The organism is Nesterenkonia sphaerica (assembly GCF_005771565.1).
In the GTDB taxonomy this organism is placed as follows: Bacteria; Actinomycetota; Actinomycetes; order Actinomycetales; family Micrococcaceae; genus Nesterenkonia; species Nesterenkonia sphaerica.
Genome location: NZ_VAWA01000001.1, coordinates 202,835 through 221,290, shown reverse-complemented (window position 1 = coordinate 221,290; position 18,456 = coordinate 202,835). Strand labels below are relative to the sequence as shown.

Below are 18,456 nucleotides of genomic sequence, written 5' to 3'. Positions count from 1 at the left end.
GGGGCATCCTTTGCTGAATCCAGTGGGGACGAGATTTCTGTTCTGCTGCTCACCCTACGGTGCGCTCCACCAACGCGGCGGGCACGGACGCGTTCTCAGCTGTTACCGAAATTGCTCGACGTGCGGCGGCCATGGGGACTTCAATGGCTGTATGAGCACATTCGCAGTGACGAACCCGAACACCGGTGAGGTGGAAAAGACCTTCGACTCGCTGAAGGTGGAGCAGATCCCCGAGGTGGTCCAGACCGCCGATGAGGCGTTCCAGCTGTGGCGGGCGACCCCGGTGGAAGAGCGCGCCGCGGTGCTCAGCCGGGCCGCCGACCTCTTCGAATCCCGCGCCGAGGAACTGGCCCACATCATAGGCCGGGAGATGGGCAAGCCTCTGAAGCAGGGGAAATCCGAGGTGAAGAAGGTCGCCTTCACCGCCCGGTGGTTCGCCAAGAACGCCGGAGAGTTCCTGAAACCCACCGAGCTGCCGGAGGCGCAGGGGGCTGACCGGACCTATGTGAAGCATGATCCGCTGGGCGTGCTGCTGGGTATCATGCCGTGGAACTTTCCCTACAATCAGATTGCCCGCTTCACCATGCCCAACCTCATGGTGGGCAACACCATCCTGATGAAGCAGGCAGCCATCTGCCCGGAATCGTCACAGAAGTTCCAGGAGATTCTGGAGGAGGCGGGCCTGCCGCGGGGTGTGTACACCAACGTCTACCTCAACAGCAGCGATGCCGAAGCGGTGCTGCAGGACTTCCGCGTCAAGGGAGTCTCGCTGACCGGGTCCGAGATCGCAGGAGCCTCCGTGGCTGGGCTAGCCGCAAAGTACCTGAAGAAGTCCGTCCTGGAGCTCGGGGGCAATGATCCGGCCATTGTGGTGGACACTGACGACGTCGCCGCCCTGGCCAAGAAGCTGGTCACCCTGCGGACTGCCAACGCCGGTCAGGTCTGCACCTCGCCGAAACGCTTCATTGTGCTCGATCACCTCTACGACGAGTTCCTGGAGGCCGCCAAGAACGCGGTGACTGCGGTGAAGGTCGGAGAGTATGACCATCCGGAGACCGACATGGGACCCTTGTCCTCCGAGGGTGCCCGCGATGAGGTGGTGGCACGCATCCAGCAGGCTGTCGATGAGGGTGCCACACTGCACACCGGTGGCCAGAAGCTGGACCGGGACGGCTGGTTCATGTCCCCGGCGCTGCTCAGTGACATCGACCTCGACAGTGACCTGGGCTGCCACGAACTGTTCGGCCCCGCCGTCATGGTCTTCCGGGCCCAGGACGAGGACGACGCCGTGAGGATCGCCAACAGGACCCAATACGGGCTAATGGCCTCGGTGTGGACCACCGACGCTGAGCAAGGGCAGCAATTGGCAGAGCGGATCAACGCCGGGATGACGTTGGTCAACACGCATATGGATTCCAGCCCGGAATTCCCGTTCGGCGGGATCAACAACTCCGGATATGGCAGGGAGAATGCTCAGTGGGCGCTGCGGGAGTTCACCAACGAACGCTTAGTCCGGGTCAGGACCCACCCTCTGACCCGCTGAGCGGTGGTTCGCCGCGGGCGGACCCCCGCCTGCGGCAGGCCCGCTGGCACCTCCACGGGTAGGAAGTGATCAACCCTTGGGTGCCTCTTCCCCGGGCGCCGCCGGGGGGAGGTCGAGGAGGTCACTGTCCCCCATTGTGCTCCGGGGTGCTCCCCGGCGCGTACGGATGCTGGCCGAGATTCTCCACACCACGAGCAGGCTCCCGGCCACCAACAGCGGCCAGAGAAAAGCGTTGATGGTGTGGATGAGTGCCATGTCCATGGTGACCTCGCTGTCTGTGTGATGGCCTATGAGCGGTCAGCGACTGTGAAGCTGAGGTCATGGGTGGCGAACGGTTCTCCCAGAATTTTCTCAACATCGGGGAGCAGCTGCTCAGAGATGTGGCTGATCACGCAGGTCGAATCCTCCTGGGACAGCAGGGTGCACCGGAGCCGGATCGTGAGGGAGCCTGGCATGCCTGAAATTTCGACCACGGCGTCTTCGACCAACCGGTGAGACATGATGCCTGCTGAAGCAGCTTTGGCGACCTGATCGTATTGACCTGCGGCTAATGCCACATCCTCTGATGTGCTCTGGTTGTTCACCCTGTGCTCCTGAAGTAACTTCTATGCGTTCCGCTTGAAAATGCGTCTCAACTGAGGGCCTAGGAAACAGGATCACCAGAAACGTACAACTTTCGTATAGTTAGACGCTATAACAGTTCATTCAACTGATGCAAAATGTTAGGGTGAACGCGGCTTTTCTGCCGAGGAGGTGAGTGCGAAATTGAACCCACCCGAACTGCCGCACCCGCTGGGCCGGCCCGAACAGGAAATGCCCGAGGACGTATTCGACACCGTCGCCACACCGGGCGCCACCGAAGACGCCCACCAGGGCAGCGGGTACTGGTACCCCCCAAACCCCGACTCCCTCACTTCTGTGGAGCTGCTGAACCTGCTCCGGGAATACCGTGAGGCAGAGAAGGCGATGCGTGTGCGCACCAGCCAGCACATGGGGATGGGCGAAACTGACTTAGTCGCCCTGCGTTTTCTGTTGCGCCAGCGCTCAGTGGGCCGAGTGTGCCGACAACGTGATCTGGCACGGGCGCTGAACATGGCACCGGCTTCTGCCAGCTCCCTCGTGGACCGACTCAGCAGGGAAGGCTACATCCGCCGGACTCCGCATCCTGAGGACAGGCGCTCGGTCGGGCTTGAAGTTCTCGAAAACACCGATCGGGAGGTCAAAGCCACCCTGAGCGAGCTGTATAGCAGGATGATCCGCGAAACCGAATCACTGACCGAGGAGGAACGGGCTGGCGCCGCCAAGTTCCTCCGGGGACTGATTCGAAGTGTTTGCCACCACCCCGAACCGTAACTCGACACACCCCCAGTGAGAAAGCCTGAGTGATGCTGCCAGAAGACTCCTTTATAGGCCGAATGCACCAATGGACTGACGGCCTTCCGGAGACGCTGCAGTGGTTGGGAATCATAGCAATCTCAGCGATCCCGAGCGTGGAGTCTTTTTTCGGCGCGCTGATCGGCGTGGTCATCGGGATGCCGCTGTGGGTGGCCCTCGTGGCGGCCATCATCGGGAATATGCTCTCACTGACCCTGGTCATCTACGGCGCGCAGTGGATCCGGTCCACTGTGCTGAAGCGGAAGAAGGCGCAGGAGCTCAGTGAGACCCAGTACCGGCGCCGCGCCAAGGCGAAGCGACTGTTCGACAAGTTCGGCATCCCCGGGGTCTCCCTCTTGGGCCCCCTGGCACTGCCGAGCCAGTTCACCGCACCGCTGATGGTGTCCTTCGGCGCCAACCGCACGTTGGTGATGGCGTGGATGTTCGTCTCAGTCACCGTATGGGGAGCTGGTTTCGCGTTGCTGGGCGTCGGTCTGCTTGATCTGATCTCCACCTAGGTGGACCTCCCGGATGCGATACCACGGGGATTCACGACTTGGCATCGTACTGAATGTTGCACTGCCCGTGGCCCCCTCCCGCTGAGGTCGGTGACCAAGGGGAGGAGCCGACGTCACCGCTGCGCGGCGTCGCGCGGGTACCGCTGCATCTCCCTGGAACCCTGAGTCAGGTTCTTGAGGTCAGTGTCGTCGTCGAAATTTGAGCCGATGGCTCCCGCCACAGTGCCCATCGAGGCCGAGAGCCAGGCGATGTCCACATAACTGGCCAAGGTTGCCTCCTGGCCGATCGTGCTCCCGAGGAACTCCGGGTCTATGAGCAGCAGCCCCACCAGCAGAATGGACACAAAAAGCATCAGGTACAGGATGCCCACGCTCACGAGCAGACTGATCACCGTGGAGGCGTTGTACATCAGCGCTTCGCGCTTGCCGCCGGGGCCCGCCCGGTCCCACAGCCGGTTGGCCAGGATCAGCCAAGAGACCATGACCGCAACGGCAATCGCCGACACGGCCGCCAGCCGCCACTGCGGAAGGAACGTGGCCATCTCCCAGATGGTGGAGAAGAAGATGCCGAAGGCCCCGGTGGCGGCGGCCGCGGAGAAGACACCGGAGAGTTTCGGCAACGACCACAGCGGTTCGTTGTTGGCGACCATCCCCAATGTGGTCCAGGTCCGGGCAGGCATGAACCGCGGCGCGGTGGTGTAGACAGTGTCACCGCCCCGCTGATTCTCTATCTGGGACATAGGGCCCGCGTGCCGCTGCACCTCCTCGTTGCTGCCTTCGCCCAGGGCGTCAAAGCAGATGCGTAGTTCCCGGCGCAGACACTTGCGCACCCTGAGGGGGCCCAGGGCCGGAAGCGAGATGATCCCCAGCGAATCGGCACAGTGCAGCTCCGAGCGCTTAGGGCGACGGCCGGCCATCCGGGGGATTTCCGTAACCACCACCGTCATGTCCGCTTCGTCATCTCGTGCCCAGGCCTTGACCTCGTCGAGGTCCAAGGTCGCATCCTCACGCAGCGGAATTAGCGCCCGCTTGTGGACGATATTGAGCTCCCGAGCCCAGTCTCCGCCCGGGCCGTCCCGATCCTGCAGTTCCGTGAGCACTCTGCTGACCCACATGGAGGCGCGGCCCCGGTCTGAGTAGACCGCGATAGACGGCGTACTCTCCTGCGGCTGAGCATCGCACTGGCTTGGTGCCATCTCCTGCGGCTGGTCATCGCGCTGACTGGGGGCCATCTCCTGCGTGGTGTTCCTCTGGTGCATGCTGGGGATTATATGTAGCACAGCCTGAGCTGGCTGAGTGGGCTGCTCAGATGACGCTCACCGATTGGCTCAGGCGCTCAATTCCTGGAGCACCAGCGGCTTGACCTTGGTCCCGTAGAGTTCAATAGCCTCCATCATGTGCTCGTGCGCCAAGGACCCGTTGCCGTACTTCAGCCCGAAGCGTGAGATGCCCAGCTGCTTCTGGGTACGCACAATCTTCTCCGCCACCGTCTCCGGCGCCCCGACGTAGAGCGCGCCGTGCAGGATCTCCTGCTCGTACTGCTCGCGCGAAGGATACCCGTTGCCCCAGCCGCGCTCCTGGCCGATCTTGTACATCGACTCAGCCCAAGCCGGATAGAACACGTCCTGGGCCTTCTGGTCAGTGTCGGCGACGAACCCGTGCGAGTGGGAGGCGACCCGGAAGTCGCGGTCGTGGCCGAACTGCTCCAGAGCTCGGTAGTACAGGTCCACCAACGGGGCGAAACGGCGCGGCGCTCCACCAATGATCGCCAGCTCCAGTCCGACCCCGTGACGGGCGGCCCGCACCACCGAGTTCGGTGTCCCGCCGACCGCAATCCAGGTCGGCAGGCCGCCTGCGTGACCGGTCTTGGGGAAGATCTCAGCCTCCTGCAGCCCGCCTCGAGTCTCACCCCGCCAGGTGACCGGACCCTCGGCGCGGAGCTTGACGAAGAGATCCACCTTCTCCTCGAACAGCTTCTCGTAGTCGGCAAGGTCATAGCCGAACAGAGGGTAGGACTCAATGAAGCTGCCCCGGCCCAGCGAGACCTCCGCCCGGCCGCCGGTGAGACCGTCGATGGTGGCGAAGCGCTGGTAAACCCGCACCGGGTCGTCCGAGGAGAGCACGGTGACCGCGGAGATCAGCTTGATGCGCTCGGTAGCGGCACCCACAGCAGACAACACCACATCCGGTGCGGAGACCGCATAGTCCGGGCGGTGGTGCTCACCGATGCCGACGACGTCGATCCCCACCTGGTCAGCAAGAATCGCCTCCTGCATCACATTGCGCAGCACCTCCGGCTGGGAGAGCTCTCGGGAACCGTCAGGGGTCTTGGTGACATCGCCGAAGGTGTGGATGCCGAATTCGAATGCGTCGCTGTGGCGCTCAGTGCTGATAGTCATGATCACCTCAACTGTCATCCTACCCAGGGAATTCCTTCAAATTTGAAGTATGCCCGTGACCGGAGAGGTTTACCCCGCCCTATCGGTTCTACCCCCAGCTCTAGCGCGCGGTAAGACCGGTAGGACAGGGTAAAAACGGGTAGGGCAGGGCAAGACCGGTAGGGCAAGGTCATCGGGAGCGCGCGGTAGGGCTGGGGTGGCCACCACGCGCGCCCACCCCAGCAGGTGAGACGCTCCCCGCGTCCACACAGCAGCGCACCGTAGGGTGGGATTATGACGCTGCACGCTGCGATCGTCGGCTCCGGCCCCAACGGGCTCACCGCTGCCTGCATGCTGGCCCGCGCGGGCTGGGAGGTCACCGTCTACGAGGCAGGGAAGCTGCCCGGTGGCGCGGCGCGCTCCGCTGAGCTGTTCGGCCCCGGCCTGATCAGCGATCTGGGGGCAAGCGTGCACCCATTGGCGGCCGCCTCCACTGCCTATGCGGAAATCACGGCGAGCGCGCCCCCCGGAAGCGGAGGACTGGACTTTGCCCACCCCCCTGTGGCGGCGGCTCATCCCGGCGATGGCAAGGGTGCCGCGCCCGCACTGCTGCACCGTTCGCTGGAGCGCACCACCGCAGAACTGGGTGAGGACGCCGAGTTGTGGCGCTGGATCTTCGGGCCGCTGGTGAACAATTGGGAGGCGGTCAAGGAGGCCATCTTCACCCCGCCCAGCCGTCCCTTTGCCGGGATCAGCCGCGGCCATCACGACGACGCCCTCAGTTCCCTGCGCGCGGTCAGACGCCTTCTCTGGGCAGGGACCTCCCGGGGGGCGGCGTTCGCGCAATTCGGCGCAGTGGGGGCCATGCCGGCACGGAACTTGATGCGCAGCTTCAAGACCGATCGCGCCCGGGATCTGTTCGCCGGCCTGGCCGCGCATTCCACCGCTCCGCTGACCCGGCCGCTGACCGCGGCGGTCGGGGTGATCCTCGCAGCGGCCGCCCACACGGAGGGCTGGCCGGTGATACGAGGGGGTTCGCAGCAGCTGGTGGATCTGCTCACCGCTGACCTTCGCGCCCACGGCGGGGAGATCGTCACCGACTTCCGCGTCGAGGGGCTGCGGGATGTACCCCTGACCGGGCTTCGGCTGGGAGTGCGGAAGAATCTGAGGCGGCGCGGATACCGGATCGAGGGCCGGCGGGCCGGGGACCGCGGCCCCCGGCGGCGGACCGGCGAGGAGGTGGCCGACGTCGTCGTGCTGGATATGACCCCGCGGCAGATGCTTCAGATGGAAGGCCTACACCTGACCGACCGGGTGGCCCGGCGTTTGCAACGCTGGAAGTACGGACCCGGGGTGGTCAAGATCGACTATCTGGTGGACGGGCCCATTCCCTGGCAGGCCGAGGGGCTCGACGGTGCTGGCACCGTGCATCTGGGCGGCAGCGCCGAGCAGATCACCGCCAGCGAGGCAGCTGCGAACAGTGGGGTGCTTCCCGGGCGGCCGTATGTGCTGCTGACCCAGCCCAGCGCCGCCGATGACTCCCGGACGCCGGACCACCGGACAGTGTGCTGGGCCTACGCCCACGTGCCGCTGGGGCTCGATGCCGCCGGGACCGCCCGCGCCGCGGAGCTGATCGAGCAGGAAATCTGCCGGTGGGCCCCGCAGTTCCGGGATGCCGTGCTGGAGCGCAAGGTGTGGTCTCCGGCGGATCTGGAGACGTGGAACGCCAACCTGGTGGGAGGCAACGTCAGCGCCGGGCTGAGCACCATCGGTCAGACCTTCGCAGGGCCAGCCAGTATGCGCCGGCCCTATTCCGCCGGCATGGAGGCGGTCTATGCGTGTTCGGCAGCCACTCCGCCCGGCGGCGGGGCGCACGGAATGTCCGGCTACAACGCCGCCCGCGCCGTGTTGCAGGACACTCAGTCCCACCTCTGAGCTCAGAACCCGGTGAAGGCGAGCACTCCGGCCACCACCAGCATCATCACCCCTACTGCGACATCGATGACCTTCCACGTCCGCGGGCTGCTGAGCAGCTTGGCCAGCACAGCTGACCCGCCGGCCAGCAGATTCAGCCACAGTACGGAGGCGAGCACCGCCCCAGCGGCGAACCACCACTTGTCAGGACCGAAAGCGTTGGCCATGGTGCCCAGCACCACCAGCGAATCCACCCAGGCGTGCGGGTTCAGCACGCTGAGCATCAGCCCGGTGGCGGCCACCGTGGAGACTTTGGAGACCTTGGTGACTCTCACCTTGCGGCGGGTCTTGGTGGCTGTATCCCCGGACGCGGCCGCTTCCGGAACCACCGGCAGCTCCGAGGTCATCGCCACGCGGACTTCCTCCCGGGAGCTGCGCTCCGGCAGTACCTCGCCCCCGCCACCGGGAAAGTGGATCCCCGAGGCCTGGGACTCAGCCGTTGACTGCCCCTCCTCGGAGCCCGACCGGGACTTATAGGCGGAGCGGAAGGATCGGTAGGCGAACCAGGTCAGATAACCAACCCCCACCCACCGGATGGCATCCAGCAGCCAGGGCGCGTGATCCAGCACGACGCCGACTCCGGCCGTTCCGGCCACGATCAGCACAATATCCCCCAGCAGGCAGCACAATGCCGCCAGCGCCACTCGATCACGGCGCAGACCCTGGCGCAGCAGCCAGGCGCTCTGTGGGCCGATAGCGACGATGAGGGCCAAGGTGGTCAGGAGTCCGGTGAGCAATACAGTCAGCATGAAATCCAGTGTGCCGAGCCGATGCCTGTCCGCACTAGCGCAATATTCTTCATTGAGTGAAGCTATGCTTCAGATACCGGGCCACATGTCCCCACATGAAACAGGAGGACGCGATGAACACGGACCACCTGCGAGCCTTTGTGCTTGCCGTGGATGAGGGGACGTTCGACTCAGCCGCCGCACTGCTGATGATTTCAGGTTCGGCCTTCTCCCAGCGCATCAAGGCGTTGGAGAGGGAGGTGGGACAGGTGCTGCTGACCCGGACCATCCCGGTTCGGCCGACCGGCCCCGGGGAGCAACTGCTGCGCATCGCGCGGCAGACGATCCTGCTTGAGGATGAGGCACGGCGCAGCCTGGGGTTTCGTGGCTCCTCACCCAACTACCGGCCGACCATCACTCTGTCGGTCGCCGTGAACGCCGATTCCCTCTCCAGTTGGTTCATTCGAGTGCTCCAAGAGGCGGCGACCTGGGACGATGTGGAGATCCACGTGCATGCGGAGGATCAGCAGCACACCGATGAGCTGCTGCGCAATGGCACCGTCGCAGCTGCGGTGACGGAGACCCCGGCGCCGGTGTCGGGGTGTCGAGTGCAGCCGCTGGGCACGATGCGGTACTGGCCGGTGGCCAGCTCTGAGCTGTTGGATCGGCACCGCAGTGCTGAGGGCGAGGTGAACTGGGCGCAGGTGCCGCAGATCGACTTCAGCATCCGTGACGCCACCCAACGCAATGCGTTGGCTCGGCTGGGCGCCACTCCGGCAGTCACCCATCTGCTGCCCTCCGTGCAGGCTTACAACGCCGCTGTGGGGTATGGGCTCGGATGGGGAATGATCCCGGAATCCATGCTTCCGGCGGGGGTCCTGGACGGAGGGCACCCCGATGTAGTGGTGATTTCCGAGATCGGCCGAGAGGACGTCCCACTGCATTGGCAGCACTGGACGACGACCACCCCCGCCCTGGACCGGCTCAGTGAGGCGGTGCGGCGCTCCGCGCAGCGGCATTTAAACCTCTAGCGCTCAACACGTCCAGATTCACCGCGGTAGTCCGGCTCAGGGCTCGCTGCGGCGCACCCGGTCCACCAGCGCGGCGATATTCCGGATGAACACGATCAGCCATGCGAACAGGATCGCAGCACCAATGAGTTCCATTGAGGTCAGGTTCCAATAACCCACCGGCCTCCACAGCAGGAACGAGAAAATCAGTCCGCCCGCGGCAAGAAAGCTCAGCAGATAGAACGATCGGGGGAAACCTGGCAGCAGATAGGGCACGGTGAGCAGAATGAAGACGAAGCTGAGTCCGAAGGCTGCGGTGATGACGGTGTGCAGATCGTGGTGCACATTGATGGGCACCAGCCCGATGCCTGCCAGGCACAGGCCCATGATGATCATCACGGTGCGCAGCACCCCCACGCGCGGGGTGCGGAAGTGTCCAGACAGGACGTTAGAGACCCGGGTGCGGAGCCGGGTCTTGCCGCCGGGGGTGCGGGCCTCCTTGGCGCGGGAGGCCAGCCGGCGCGCCACCTTGACCCGTTCGTGGCCAGCCCAGATCTCCAGGTCGCGGGTGATGAACGCGGTCAGGGTGGTGATGATGATCCCCGAGACCACCAAGGTGGTGTTGAAGGTCCAGAAACTGGTCAATCCCGCCTGACCGGTCCCCAGCTCGGAGAACATCACATGCCACCAGAATGGGTTCTCGGCGAAAATCATCGAGACCAGCACCCCGGAGGCCATGAAGACTGCCAGGAGCGTGGAGAGGGTGAAGGCGGTCAGGCGTGCACCGGAGTTGAAGCTGAAGTAGGCCGCGACTCCCCCAACCACCGCCAACAGCACCGAGCCTGCTAGGTGATCGACGGTGAGGCCGATGAACGCTTCCTGAAAGACTCGGAAGATCCCCAGCGATCCCATCACCGCGATCGAGGCATGGACCACCAGCAATGCCAAAGTGTCGATGAGCTGACGGAGTCTGGGACGCTGCCCCAACCAAATGTTCGCCATCCGCGCATTGAGCGAATAGCCCAACAGGAAGGCCAGCCCGGCCGTCACACCACCGACCACCGCGCCGTAGAACTGGATGGATTCATCCCCTGCCAGGCGTGGCCGATGGTCGTAGAAGACCACCAGCCCGACCAGCAGACCCAACAGCCCTCCGCTGAGTGCTGACCAGATCGCTCGTGACTCGACAAGAACTTGGAGCTGCGCCTGACTCTCGGTCTGCTCCGCCGGACCCCCGGTGGGGTGGGCAGTCTCTTCCCGTGCGGCGCTGATGGCTAAGGTGCGCGCCCGTCCAGGTCTGCGGATGGAAGTCACCTCCCCAGATGTACCAGATGCATCCCCTCGCCGTCAGTCCCGCCACGGGGCGGTCCAGACCACGAGACACCTGGCCCTGCGCCGTGGACCAAGGCATGTGTCCAGGTCAGAAGAGTTCACGTTAGACTGTGGTTCCGCGACGGTCGACACCCCCATCTGGGATGACGGAAATGTTGACTGGTCGCTCACCGTTGCACCGACTGCGCCCCAAGCGACCGTTCCCGCTGAAGGGCGCTCCCACATTGAGCAGGAGTGCTGCATGTTCAACCCAGAGACCAATCGTGCCCTCATCGCCGCCTCAGAGCTGATCAACACCGCAGCGGGGCTGCACAGCGCCAAGCCTTCACCGGAGACTCTCTCCACCGTGGAAGGACTCGAGGCTTACCTCAGCGCACGGCCTGCGCAGCTTCAGTGGCCGTCCACCGCCGTGAACCGCAAGCAGTTGGAGCAGGTGCGTGCGCTGCGCAACCAGCTGCATACCCTATGGCGCGCTGCCCCGGTTATCGAGCCCAAGGAGCTGGACATCATCAATGACCTGCTCCAGGGTGTGGGACGGGAAGTGGTGGCCGACTCGTCAGGGTCCGGGTTCCGCGAACGGCCCATCCCCGTCTCACCGCAGATCAGCGATGTCATGACCGCGACGGTGGCAGCTGCGCTGGCTTTTCTGGTCACACATGAGGAGACTGGGCGGCTGCGCATCTGCCGTGGCGAGGACTGCGAGGCGGCCATCGTCGACCTGACACGCAACCGGTCGAAACTGTTCTGCGACTTCGGCAACTGCGCCAATCGTGCCCATGTGCGGGCCTACCGCGCGCGTCAGGCGGCGAGGAAGGACCATGAGGAGTACGCCGGACCGGCCCGTCACCGGTGGGCCAAGCCCTCCGCGGCGGAGAAGGCCGAGCAGATCAACCGCCCGACTTCTGCCACTGCGATCGCCGCCAAGGAGTTCCGTGATCGGATGCGCGAGGAGCTGATGCAGAAGCGGCATCCCAGCCCCCAGGAGTCAAAGAACGTCTAGTGCCAGGCCCTAGGCGCAGTTTCCCGAGACTATCTCTGCGACGAGGTCACACGTGGCAGGGGAGCATCAACGAGGGTCACATCCGGCATGAGATGTGTGGAACTCTCTGACATCAACCAGAAAGTCGGCAATCCCCTCGGAGTTGCAGTTGCTCCAAATCATCCACCCGTAGATCACCGCGGTGAGCAGGAGACTCACCGCCACTACGATGACGCTGCTGACAAGTGTCCGGGATGTCCTCTTCGTGGGGCCCGTTTGGTTCACTGGAAACTTCTCCTCTGCGGCATTCCGGCCCGCAGGGAACTAGGAAGGTCTAGTTCCCGGCCCGACGACGCCAGCTCGACTAGGACTCTGAGCGGCGCCCATAGGGCGGCTCCTCCGGCGTGCCGTTCGTGCCGGCTGCTTCCTCGGCCTGGCGGCGGCGCGCTTTTTCCCGCCGCTGTGCCACCTGCTGACGGTAGAGCTCCTCAGAGTTCCGGTTCACTCCCCCGCCCTGGGACAACTCCTCGGGGTTTTCCCGTGAGGCCAGCTGCAGCATGGAGACCAGCAACAGGCTGACGATGAATACGATGCCGAAGGCCAGCAGCGAGAGATTGATCGGGTTGTCCACGCCTGCGGAGTCATGCTCGACCCGGGGGTTGTCGGAGCCTCCCGAGGAGACGATCAGTGAGACGAAGCCAGCCACCGCCGCCAGCGCGAATGAGAAGATCAGCGGGGCTTTGACAGTCTCCAGCACGGAGCGGCGCTCCTTGGAGTCTTCTGGCACGGGGTGGGGTTTCCTTTGCGGAGGGGTCTGCGTCGTTGTAATTCTACGCTGAGTAGAAGTCGCTGTGCACCTTTACTGTGCCTTGCGCGCTTCATGGGTCAGGCCAGCCGCGGAGATCAGCAGCAGCACCGCCATAATGATCACACCGGTGCCGGAGATACCTAAGATCCCGTGCGGGTCCAGTCCTGCACCCAGGAACAGCCCCAGACCGGTGAGGATCCCGACGACGCCGAGTATCGCGTGATCCCGCGCAGGCACGAATTCCTGGCGCACCTTCAGCCCGCCGTAGAGCTCGCAGGCTCCCATGAGCAGGAACCCGGTCCCGGCAATGATTGCCAGGACCCCGGTGGAGGGCGCGAACAGGGCGGCAATGCCGGCCAGGACCCAGCCGGAGGCGCCCAGTGCGCCGGCTCCGGTGAGGGAGGGGGGCACCTGTTCTGTCTTGACATAGTCCCAGACCGCAGTGGCACAGAGAATGAAGAATGCCGCCAACCCAATGCGGGCCACCGTCAGGGTGTCGTCGATCCAGAAAATCGTGAACGCGGCGAATACGGCAGTGACCACTGCTCGCATCCAGGCAGGGCGAACCAAGGCGGCGGCGGTGTGGGGGTCAACGCGGGTCAGGGGCACGGGCGCAAGTTTACTTCACCGCGTCTCGCCGAGAACGACCCACCGCTCGGTCGCGGCACGCAGCCCCAGGGTCAGCGCCCGCGCCCCGAGGAACAGCACACCGAAGGCGAGCCAGAGCCACAGGATCGGTTCCCCACCGGCTGCGGCATTCGCGGCGCCGACCGATTCTGAGACCCACCACAGCGCAGGCAGGTAGAGACCGAGGTTGACCACCCCGGCCACAGCCAGGTAACGCACGTCTCCGGCACCCATGAGTACTCCGTCGAGCACGAAGACGTAACCAGCCAAGGGCTGCGCCGCTGCCAGGACGAACAGAGCAACGGTGATCATCTGCGCCACCTGCGCATCTGGAGTGAAAAGCCTGGGGGCCCACGGGGCGGCCAGTGCGGTCAACGCGCCCAGCAGCGCACCGAAACCGACCCCCCACCCCATCATGAGCCGGGTCATGCGCCTGGCAGATTCGCGCCGGCTGGCGCCGAGTTCCCGGCCGATGAGCGCCTGAGCGGCGATGGCCAGCGCGTCCAGGACAAACGCCAGTGTGGAGAAGAAGGTGAACGCGACCTGGTGGGCAGCCAAGGTCTCTGGACCCAAGTCGGTGGCCACCACCACCGTGGCCACCAGTGCTGCGCGCAGAGTGAGGGTGCGCAGGAACATCCAGCCGCCCACCTGGGCTGCGGCCCGCAGCGCCAGCGGGTCCACCCCCAGGCTCACTCCTGCAGAGCGCATCCGGGGCACGAGGATGATCAGGTACGCCACCGCCATCGCCCACTGGGAGACCGAGGTGCCGATCGCCGCCCCTGCCACGCCCAGCCCCACGGGGTGGACCAAAATGAGGTTCAGCACTGCATTGGCGCCGAACCCGCAGCCGGCCACCACCAAGGGGGTCTTGGTGTCTTGGAAGCCGCGTAATGCGCCCACGGCGGCGAAGACCAGCAGCATGGCGGGCAGTCCTGGCAGGGACCACAGCAGATACTCCAGGGCATGGGGATGCATCGACCCTGCACTGCCCATCGTGCGCAGAACATCCTCGCCGGCGGCCAGCCCGGCCAGCGCCAACACTGCACCGAGGATCAGGGCGAGCCACAATCCGTCACGACCGGCGGCAAGCGCTTTGGCCGTCTTGCCCGCCCCGACGAAGCGGGCGACCGCCGGCGTGGTGGAGTAGGCCAGAAAGATCATCAGCCCGACCACCGTGTGCATCACAGTCACACCCAGTGCCGCACCGGCAAGCTGGGCAGTCCCCAACCACCCGATGATGGCGGTATCGGCCATCAGAAACAGCGGTTCGGCCACCAGCGCCCCGAGCGCAGGCACCGCCAGCGCCAGGATCTGGCGCGGCAGCGGGCGGGAGTCCGCCGAGGGTGCGGTGTGCGTGCGCGGCGTCGCGCTCACCCGAGGAGGCTTGCCAGCCACAGCGCACCGTGGAGCTCACCGGCGTACTCCCCGAGCCAAGGCACCAGGAAATAGGCCAGCAGCAGTGACATGACGTTGTTGAAGGCGTGCAGCACCCACGCATAGAACAGGTTCCGCCCGGAGAGGATGTATCCCACCGTGATCACCATGCCCATCGTCAGGTAGGGCACCACGGAGATGAAGGTGAGGTCATCAGCCATTCCCAATAGTGCGGGAATGAAGTGAATCAGGGGGAAGGCAAGCACCGAGATCGCCGCGCAGATCCAGATGCTGAGGTACTTGGAGAGCTTGCCGATCAGCAGGTGCCGGAAGAAGTACTCCTCCACATAGGGGCCCAGAATCCCGATCACAGCCACCGCCGCCAGCAGCGGGACCGCCTGGAGCATGGCCTCGATGGCCTCCTGGTTCTCAGAGGTTTCCCCCGTGGAGCCGAAGATCAGGACCACAATCACCAGGTTCAACACGATGGAGACGACCCAGGCGACGGGGACCAGCAGCAGCTTCAGCCACCACAGGTAGCTGAAGGCTTTGATCGACCGCCATAACGCCGCCCCTGAGAGCACAATGGCGATCACAGAGAGCAGCCCGTAACCGACGGCATTGATGACGAAAGTGGCCTGCTGGGCCTGGGCTTCGTCGCCGATAATCAGCTCGTTGATCGGCGGCAGCAGCGCCAGCAGCCCCACCAGGCCGGTGAGGAAGCCCAGCACATAGAACAGAGTGGCTCCCAGGTCCCACCAGGTGAACCTTCCGGGCTCAGCGTCCGGCTGCTTCTTTCGCGGCGGCGGGCGCCAACCCGGGGGCGGGCCGACCGGTCCCGGCGGCGCGGCGGGCACCCCAGAAGGGGGCGGCCCATGCGGGGCGGGCTGTGCGGGAACAGGCGGTCCGTAAGGGTTGGGCACCGGCGGCGGCTGCTGAGTCATTGATCTCAAGCCTAATGAATCGACACCCGGGTGGGCATCCCGCTGAGGTGCTGGCGCTTAGACGTCCGTGCAGGGGGAGTCACTGCAGGGACGTCTCAGTCGGAGCCGCCGCGTCTGCGTGGACCTCATGCGGGCCGGAATATGGCGAGGGCGTCAGCAGGGTGGCATTGCGCAGGTCTCGAATCCGGCGAGCCTTGTCCGCCACCTCATGATCTTCCTCACTGATCGGCTCCCACCGGACGATGCGCCGGGCGGAGCCGGTCCCATCCGGCGCTACCATCACTGGCAGCCCGTAGGCCACATCCTCGGGGTTCCGATCCCACCGGTCTCCGGCTCGGACGCGCACCAGCACGTGCATAGACTTGGAGCCGGTGAGCACCAGGCGGGCGTCGACCTCCACCAGATCACCGATGGTGATGGGGCGGTAGAACCGCACTCCTCCGGAGAGGACGGTGACCACGTCATAGCCGCAGTATCTTTCGGCACAGATTTCAGCGGCCTGGTCGATCCATTTCATCACCACACCGCCGCGGACTTTCCCGTCCGGGTAGCGTTCCTCGGTGCTGACCAGGAACCGCAGGGTCAGCGCCTCCGTGGAGCTGAACGTCTTGGGCAGTGACTGGATGGTCTCCTCGACCTGCCTGCGGTAGACCATACGGCGGGCGGCGTCGATATCCCGCCGGGATTCCAGCTCACTGTTCGGTTCGAAAGGCGTCATCGGCTCCACTTCCCCGTCGGGGCCGAGCGCCACGTAGATCATGAAGCATTCGGTGCAGGTCTGCCAGCCCCCTGATGCCGCTTTGATCAGCACCCGGGTCTGGATGTGGACGCTGGAACGCCCGGTGTGGACCACCCGGGCCTGCACGGTGACCGGCGTGTCCCGCGGCACAGGCACGGTGAAGTGCATGTTTCCCACATAGGAGGTCACGCACTGAGAGCGGGACCAGCTGGCCGCGCAGGCGTAGGCCGTCTTGTCGATCCAATCCACCACGACGCCGGCAGGCACCGTGGAGTCCCGCGAGGTGCCTGTGACTTCTCGGAAGGTGAGCTCAATGCTTGACCGGCGGGGCATGCACTGACGGTAGCACTGCTGCCTCAGTGCGAGGCGAGGCCGGAGACATGATCGAAGACCAAGCTGGTCTGGGTGGTGGCCACCACCGGGTCAGCGGAGAGGTGTTCCAGGACGAACTGCCTGATGTGGTCGGTGTCCCGGGCGGTGACGTGGATGAGAAAGTCGTCCATGCCGCCGACGAAGAAGTACTGGGTGACCTCAGGGACCTTCTTCAGGTTTTCGCCGAAGGCCACCATCTGCTGACGCGCACCGGGACGCAGCCGCACGCTGATCAGTGCTTCGATGCCCCGCCCCAGCGCCCGCGGGTCCACGTCCACGGTGAATCGTCTGATCACACCCGCCTGCTGCAGCGCCTTCACCCGGGCCAAGCAGGTGGAGGGAGCCACGCCCAGTGCGGCACTGAGCGCCTGATTGGTCATGCGCGCATCGTCGCGCAACAGGTCCAGGATCTTGCGGTCAATGTGATCCAGCTCATGTCCTGGCTGCAGTTCCTTCGGCGTTCGGCTGCGTTTCGGCGGCATGGGTTCCATCCTTATGACATTTATCGACTCTGTGCCGAATTTTCTTCGATTCTATCGTGTAATTCAAGTGGATCGACGATAATTGACGTAATTACCTATAGTTTCTTCGGAAGGTTTGCCATGATTATCTCGGTCCCGCGGGAAGTCAAGAGTTACGAGCACCGTGTGGCCCTCACTATCTCGGGTGTCCATGAGCTGCGCCAGCGCGGGCACCAGGTGCTGGTGGAGGACGGCGCAGGAATTGGCTCGGCCATCACCAACGAGGACTACCGCGCCGCTGGGGCAACGATTGTCGATGACCCGGATGAGCTGTGGGCCAGGGCCGATATGGTGCTGAAGGTCAAGGAGCCGGTGGAGTCCGAGTTTCACCGCCTCCGCAAAGGTTTGGTGCTGTTCACGTATCTGCATCTGGCTGCCGAACCGGCTCTGACCCGCGCCCTGCTCGAGGCCGGAGTCACTGCCATTGCCTATGAGACCGTCCAGACGGCGGACAAGCGGCTGCCGTTACTGGCCCCGATGAGCGAGGTGGCTGGTCGCCTCTCGGTGCAGGCCGGGGCCCAAGCGCTCACCGCGCCTGCCGGCGGGCGGGGTGTCCTGCTGGGCGGAGTGCCCGGGGTCCCACCGGCCAAGGTCACGGTGCTCGGAGCAGGCATTGCTGGCACCAATGCTGCCGCCATAGCGGTCGGTATGGGCGCTGAGGTATCAATCCTGGATATCAACGTCGAACGGCTCCGGCAGCTCGACGCCCAGTACGCCGGCCGGCTGAAGACCATCGCCTCAAACGCCCTCGAGGTGGAGCGTGCCGTGGTGGACTCCGATCTGGTCATCGGCTCGGTGCTGATCCCAGGGGCCAGAGCCCCGAAGCTTGTCACCGACTCCATGGTCAAGGCCATGCGTCCCGGCAGCGTACTGGTCGACATCGCGGTGGACCAGGGCGGATGCTTTGAGAACTCCCGCCCCACCACCCATGACAACCCCACCTTCGGAGTCCACGATGCTCTCTTCTACTGCGTGAGCAATATGCCCGGCGCGGTGCCGAGCACCTCCACCTATGCATTGACTAACGTCACCCTCCCCTATGTGACCTCATTGGCCGACCTCGGAGCATCCGCTGCGCTGGCCAACGACCCCGCACTGGCCCGCGGGCTGAACACTATGGCCGGGCATGTGACCCATCGCTCGGTCAGCGACGCCCATGAGTTGCCCTTCGTCGATCAGTCCCAGCTGCTGGACCTGCGGCAGGAGAGCATGGCGAGCTGACCGGGAGGGTTCGG

Annotated in this window: 19 protein-coding genes; 7 read left to right on the top strand and 12 right to left on the bottom strand. The window is 64.8% G+C overall.

The window, feature by feature from the left end:
- The first annotated feature begins 151 nt into the window (after nucleotides 1–151).
- On the top strand, nucleotides 152–1,543 hold the full coding sequence (locus FEF27_RS01055) for an NAD-dependent succinate-semialdehyde dehydrogenase (protein WP_138168963.1): 1,392 nt from the start codon (nucleotides 152–154) through the stop codon (nucleotides 1,541–1,543).
- A gap of 69 nt (nucleotides 1,544–1,612) precedes the next feature.
- Here FEF27_RS01055 and FEF27_RS01050 read toward each other — a convergent pair whose 3' ends face one another.
- Together FEF27_RS01050 and FEF27_RS01045 are read right to left on the bottom strand one after the other, a co-directional pair.
- Nucleotides 1,613–1,798, bottom strand: coding sequence for a hypothetical protein (locus FEF27_RS01050; protein WP_138168962.1), 186 nt, complete (start codon nucleotides 1,796–1,798; stop codon nucleotides 1,613–1,615).
- Nucleotides 1,799–1,830: 32 nt separating this feature from the next.
- Entirely contained in the window at nucleotides 1,831–2,127 is a 297-nt protein-coding gene (locus FEF27_RS01045) for a hypothetical protein (protein WP_138168961.1), read from the bottom strand.
- Nucleotides 2,128–2,308: 181 nt separating this feature from the next.
- On the opposite strand from FEF27_RS01045, the gene FEF27_RS01040 reads away from it, so the two are divergent.
- A complete protein-coding gene (locus FEF27_RS01040; protein ID WP_243728887.1) occupies nucleotides 2,309–2,896 on the top strand; it encodes a MarR family winged helix-turn-helix transcriptional regulator in 588 nt (195 codons plus the stop codon).
- Between the two features lie 62 nt (nucleotides 2,897–2,958).
- Complete coding sequence (locus FEF27_RS01035) at nucleotides 2,959–3,435, top strand: small multi-drug export protein (protein ID WP_243728886.1); 477 nt, start codon at nucleotides 2,959–2,961, stop codon at nucleotides 3,433–3,435.
- 113 nt (nucleotides 3,436–3,548) lie between these two features.
- Here the strand turns inward: FEF27_RS01035 and FEF27_RS01030 are convergent, their stop codons facing one another.
- A complete protein-coding gene (locus FEF27_RS01030; RefSeq protein ID WP_208009549.1) occupies nucleotides 3,549–4,694 on the bottom strand; it encodes a GtrA domain-containing protein in 1,146 nt (381 codons plus the stop codon).
- 69 nt (nucleotides 4,695–4,763) lie between these two features.
- Nucleotides 4,764–5,834, bottom strand: a complete 1,071-nt coding sequence (locus tag FEF27_RS01025) for an LLM class flavin-dependent oxidoreductase (RefSeq protein ID WP_138168960.1) — start codon at nucleotides 5,832–5,834, stop codon at nucleotides 4,764–4,766.
- Nucleotides 5,835–6,107: 273 nt separating this feature from the next.
- Here FEF27_RS01025 and FEF27_RS01020 point away from each other — a divergent pair, with 273 nt between their 5' ends.
- On the top strand, nucleotides 6,108–7,748 hold the full coding sequence (locus FEF27_RS01020; RefSeq protein ID WP_138168959.1) for a phytoene desaturase family protein: 1,641 nt from the start codon (nucleotides 6,108–6,110) through the stop codon (nucleotides 7,746–7,748).
- A 2-nt stretch (nucleotides 7,749–7,750) separates the two neighbouring features.
- Here the strand turns inward: FEF27_RS01020 and FEF27_RS01015 are convergent, their stop codons facing one another.
- Entirely contained in the window at nucleotides 7,751–8,536 is a 786-nt protein-coding gene (locus FEF27_RS01015; RefSeq protein WP_138168958.1) for a LysE/ArgO family amino acid transporter, read from the bottom strand.
- 113 nt (nucleotides 8,537–8,649) lie between these two features.
- On the opposite strand from FEF27_RS01015, the gene FEF27_RS01010 reads away from it, so the two are divergent.
- Nucleotides 8,650–9,546: an ArgP/LysG family DNA-binding transcriptional regulator gene (locus FEF27_RS01010; protein ID WP_138168957.1), complete on the top strand. Its 897-nt coding sequence runs from the start codon at nucleotides 8,650–8,652 to the stop codon at nucleotides 9,544–9,546.
- 36 nt (nucleotides 9,547–9,582) lie between these two features.
- Here the strand turns inward: FEF27_RS01010 and FEF27_RS01005 are convergent, their stop codons facing one another.
- Nucleotides 9,583–10,839 (bottom strand): hypothetical protein, encoded by a 1,257-nt coding sequence (locus FEF27_RS01005; protein ID WP_138168956.1) that lies wholly within the window; start codon nucleotides 10,837–10,839, stop codon nucleotides 9,583–9,585.
- Nucleotides 10,840–11,098: 259 nt separating this feature from the next.
- On the opposite strand from FEF27_RS01005, the gene FEF27_RS01000 reads away from it, so the two are divergent.
- On the top strand, nucleotides 11,099–11,857 hold the full coding sequence (locus FEF27_RS01000) for a CGNR zinc finger domain-containing protein (RefSeq protein WP_166429869.1): 759 nt from the start codon (nucleotides 11,099–11,101) through the stop codon (nucleotides 11,855–11,857).
- 343 nt (nucleotides 11,858–12,200) lie between these two features.
- Here the strand turns inward: FEF27_RS01000 and FEF27_RS13445 are convergent, their stop codons facing one another.
- From FEF27_RS13445 to FEF27_RS00970, 6 genes are all read right to left on the bottom strand, one after another.
- The gene (locus FEF27_RS13445) at nucleotides 12,201–12,623 is read right to left on the bottom strand and encodes a hypothetical protein (protein ID WP_208009547.1); all 423 of its coding nucleotides are present in this window, start codon (nucleotides 12,621–12,623) and stop codon (nucleotides 12,201–12,203) included.
- A 72-nt stretch (nucleotides 12,624–12,695) separates the two neighbouring features.
- A complete protein-coding gene (locus FEF27_RS00990) occupies nucleotides 12,696–13,253 on the bottom strand; it encodes a hypothetical protein (RefSeq protein WP_138168954.1) in 558 nt (185 codons plus the stop codon).
- Nucleotides 13,254–13,268: 15 nt separating this feature from the next.
- Nucleotides 13,269–14,645, bottom strand: coding sequence for an MATE family efflux transporter (locus tag FEF27_RS00985; RefSeq protein WP_243728885.1), 1,377 nt, complete (start codon nucleotides 14,643–14,645; stop codon nucleotides 13,269–13,271).
- The gene (locus FEF27_RS00980; protein ID WP_138168953.1) at nucleotides 14,642–15,589 is read right to left on the bottom strand and encodes a CPBP family intramembrane glutamic endopeptidase; all 948 of its coding nucleotides are present in this window, start codon (nucleotides 15,587–15,589) and stop codon (nucleotides 14,642–14,644) included. Before FEF27_RS00980 ends, FEF27_RS00985 begins: the two co-directional genes overlap by 4 nt.
- Nucleotides 15,590–15,668: 79 nt before the next feature.
- Nucleotides 15,669–16,661, bottom strand: coding sequence for an acyl-CoA thioesterase (locus FEF27_RS00975; protein WP_138168952.1), 993 nt, complete (start codon nucleotides 16,659–16,661; stop codon nucleotides 15,669–15,671).
- Between the two features lie 23 nt (nucleotides 16,662–16,684).
- Complete coding sequence (locus FEF27_RS00970) at nucleotides 16,685–17,182, bottom strand: Lrp/AsnC family transcriptional regulator (protein WP_138168951.1); 498 nt, start codon at nucleotides 17,180–17,182, stop codon at nucleotides 16,685–16,687.
- Between the two features lie 120 nt (nucleotides 17,183–17,302).
- Between FEF27_RS00970 and ald the strand changes: the two genes are divergently transcribed.
- On the top strand, nucleotides 17,303–18,442 hold the full coding sequence (ald, locus tag FEF27_RS00965; RefSeq protein WP_138168950.1) for an alanine dehydrogenase: 1,140 nt from the start codon (nucleotides 17,303–17,305) through the stop codon (nucleotides 18,440–18,442).
- Nucleotides 18,443–18,456: the final 14 nt, after the last annotated feature.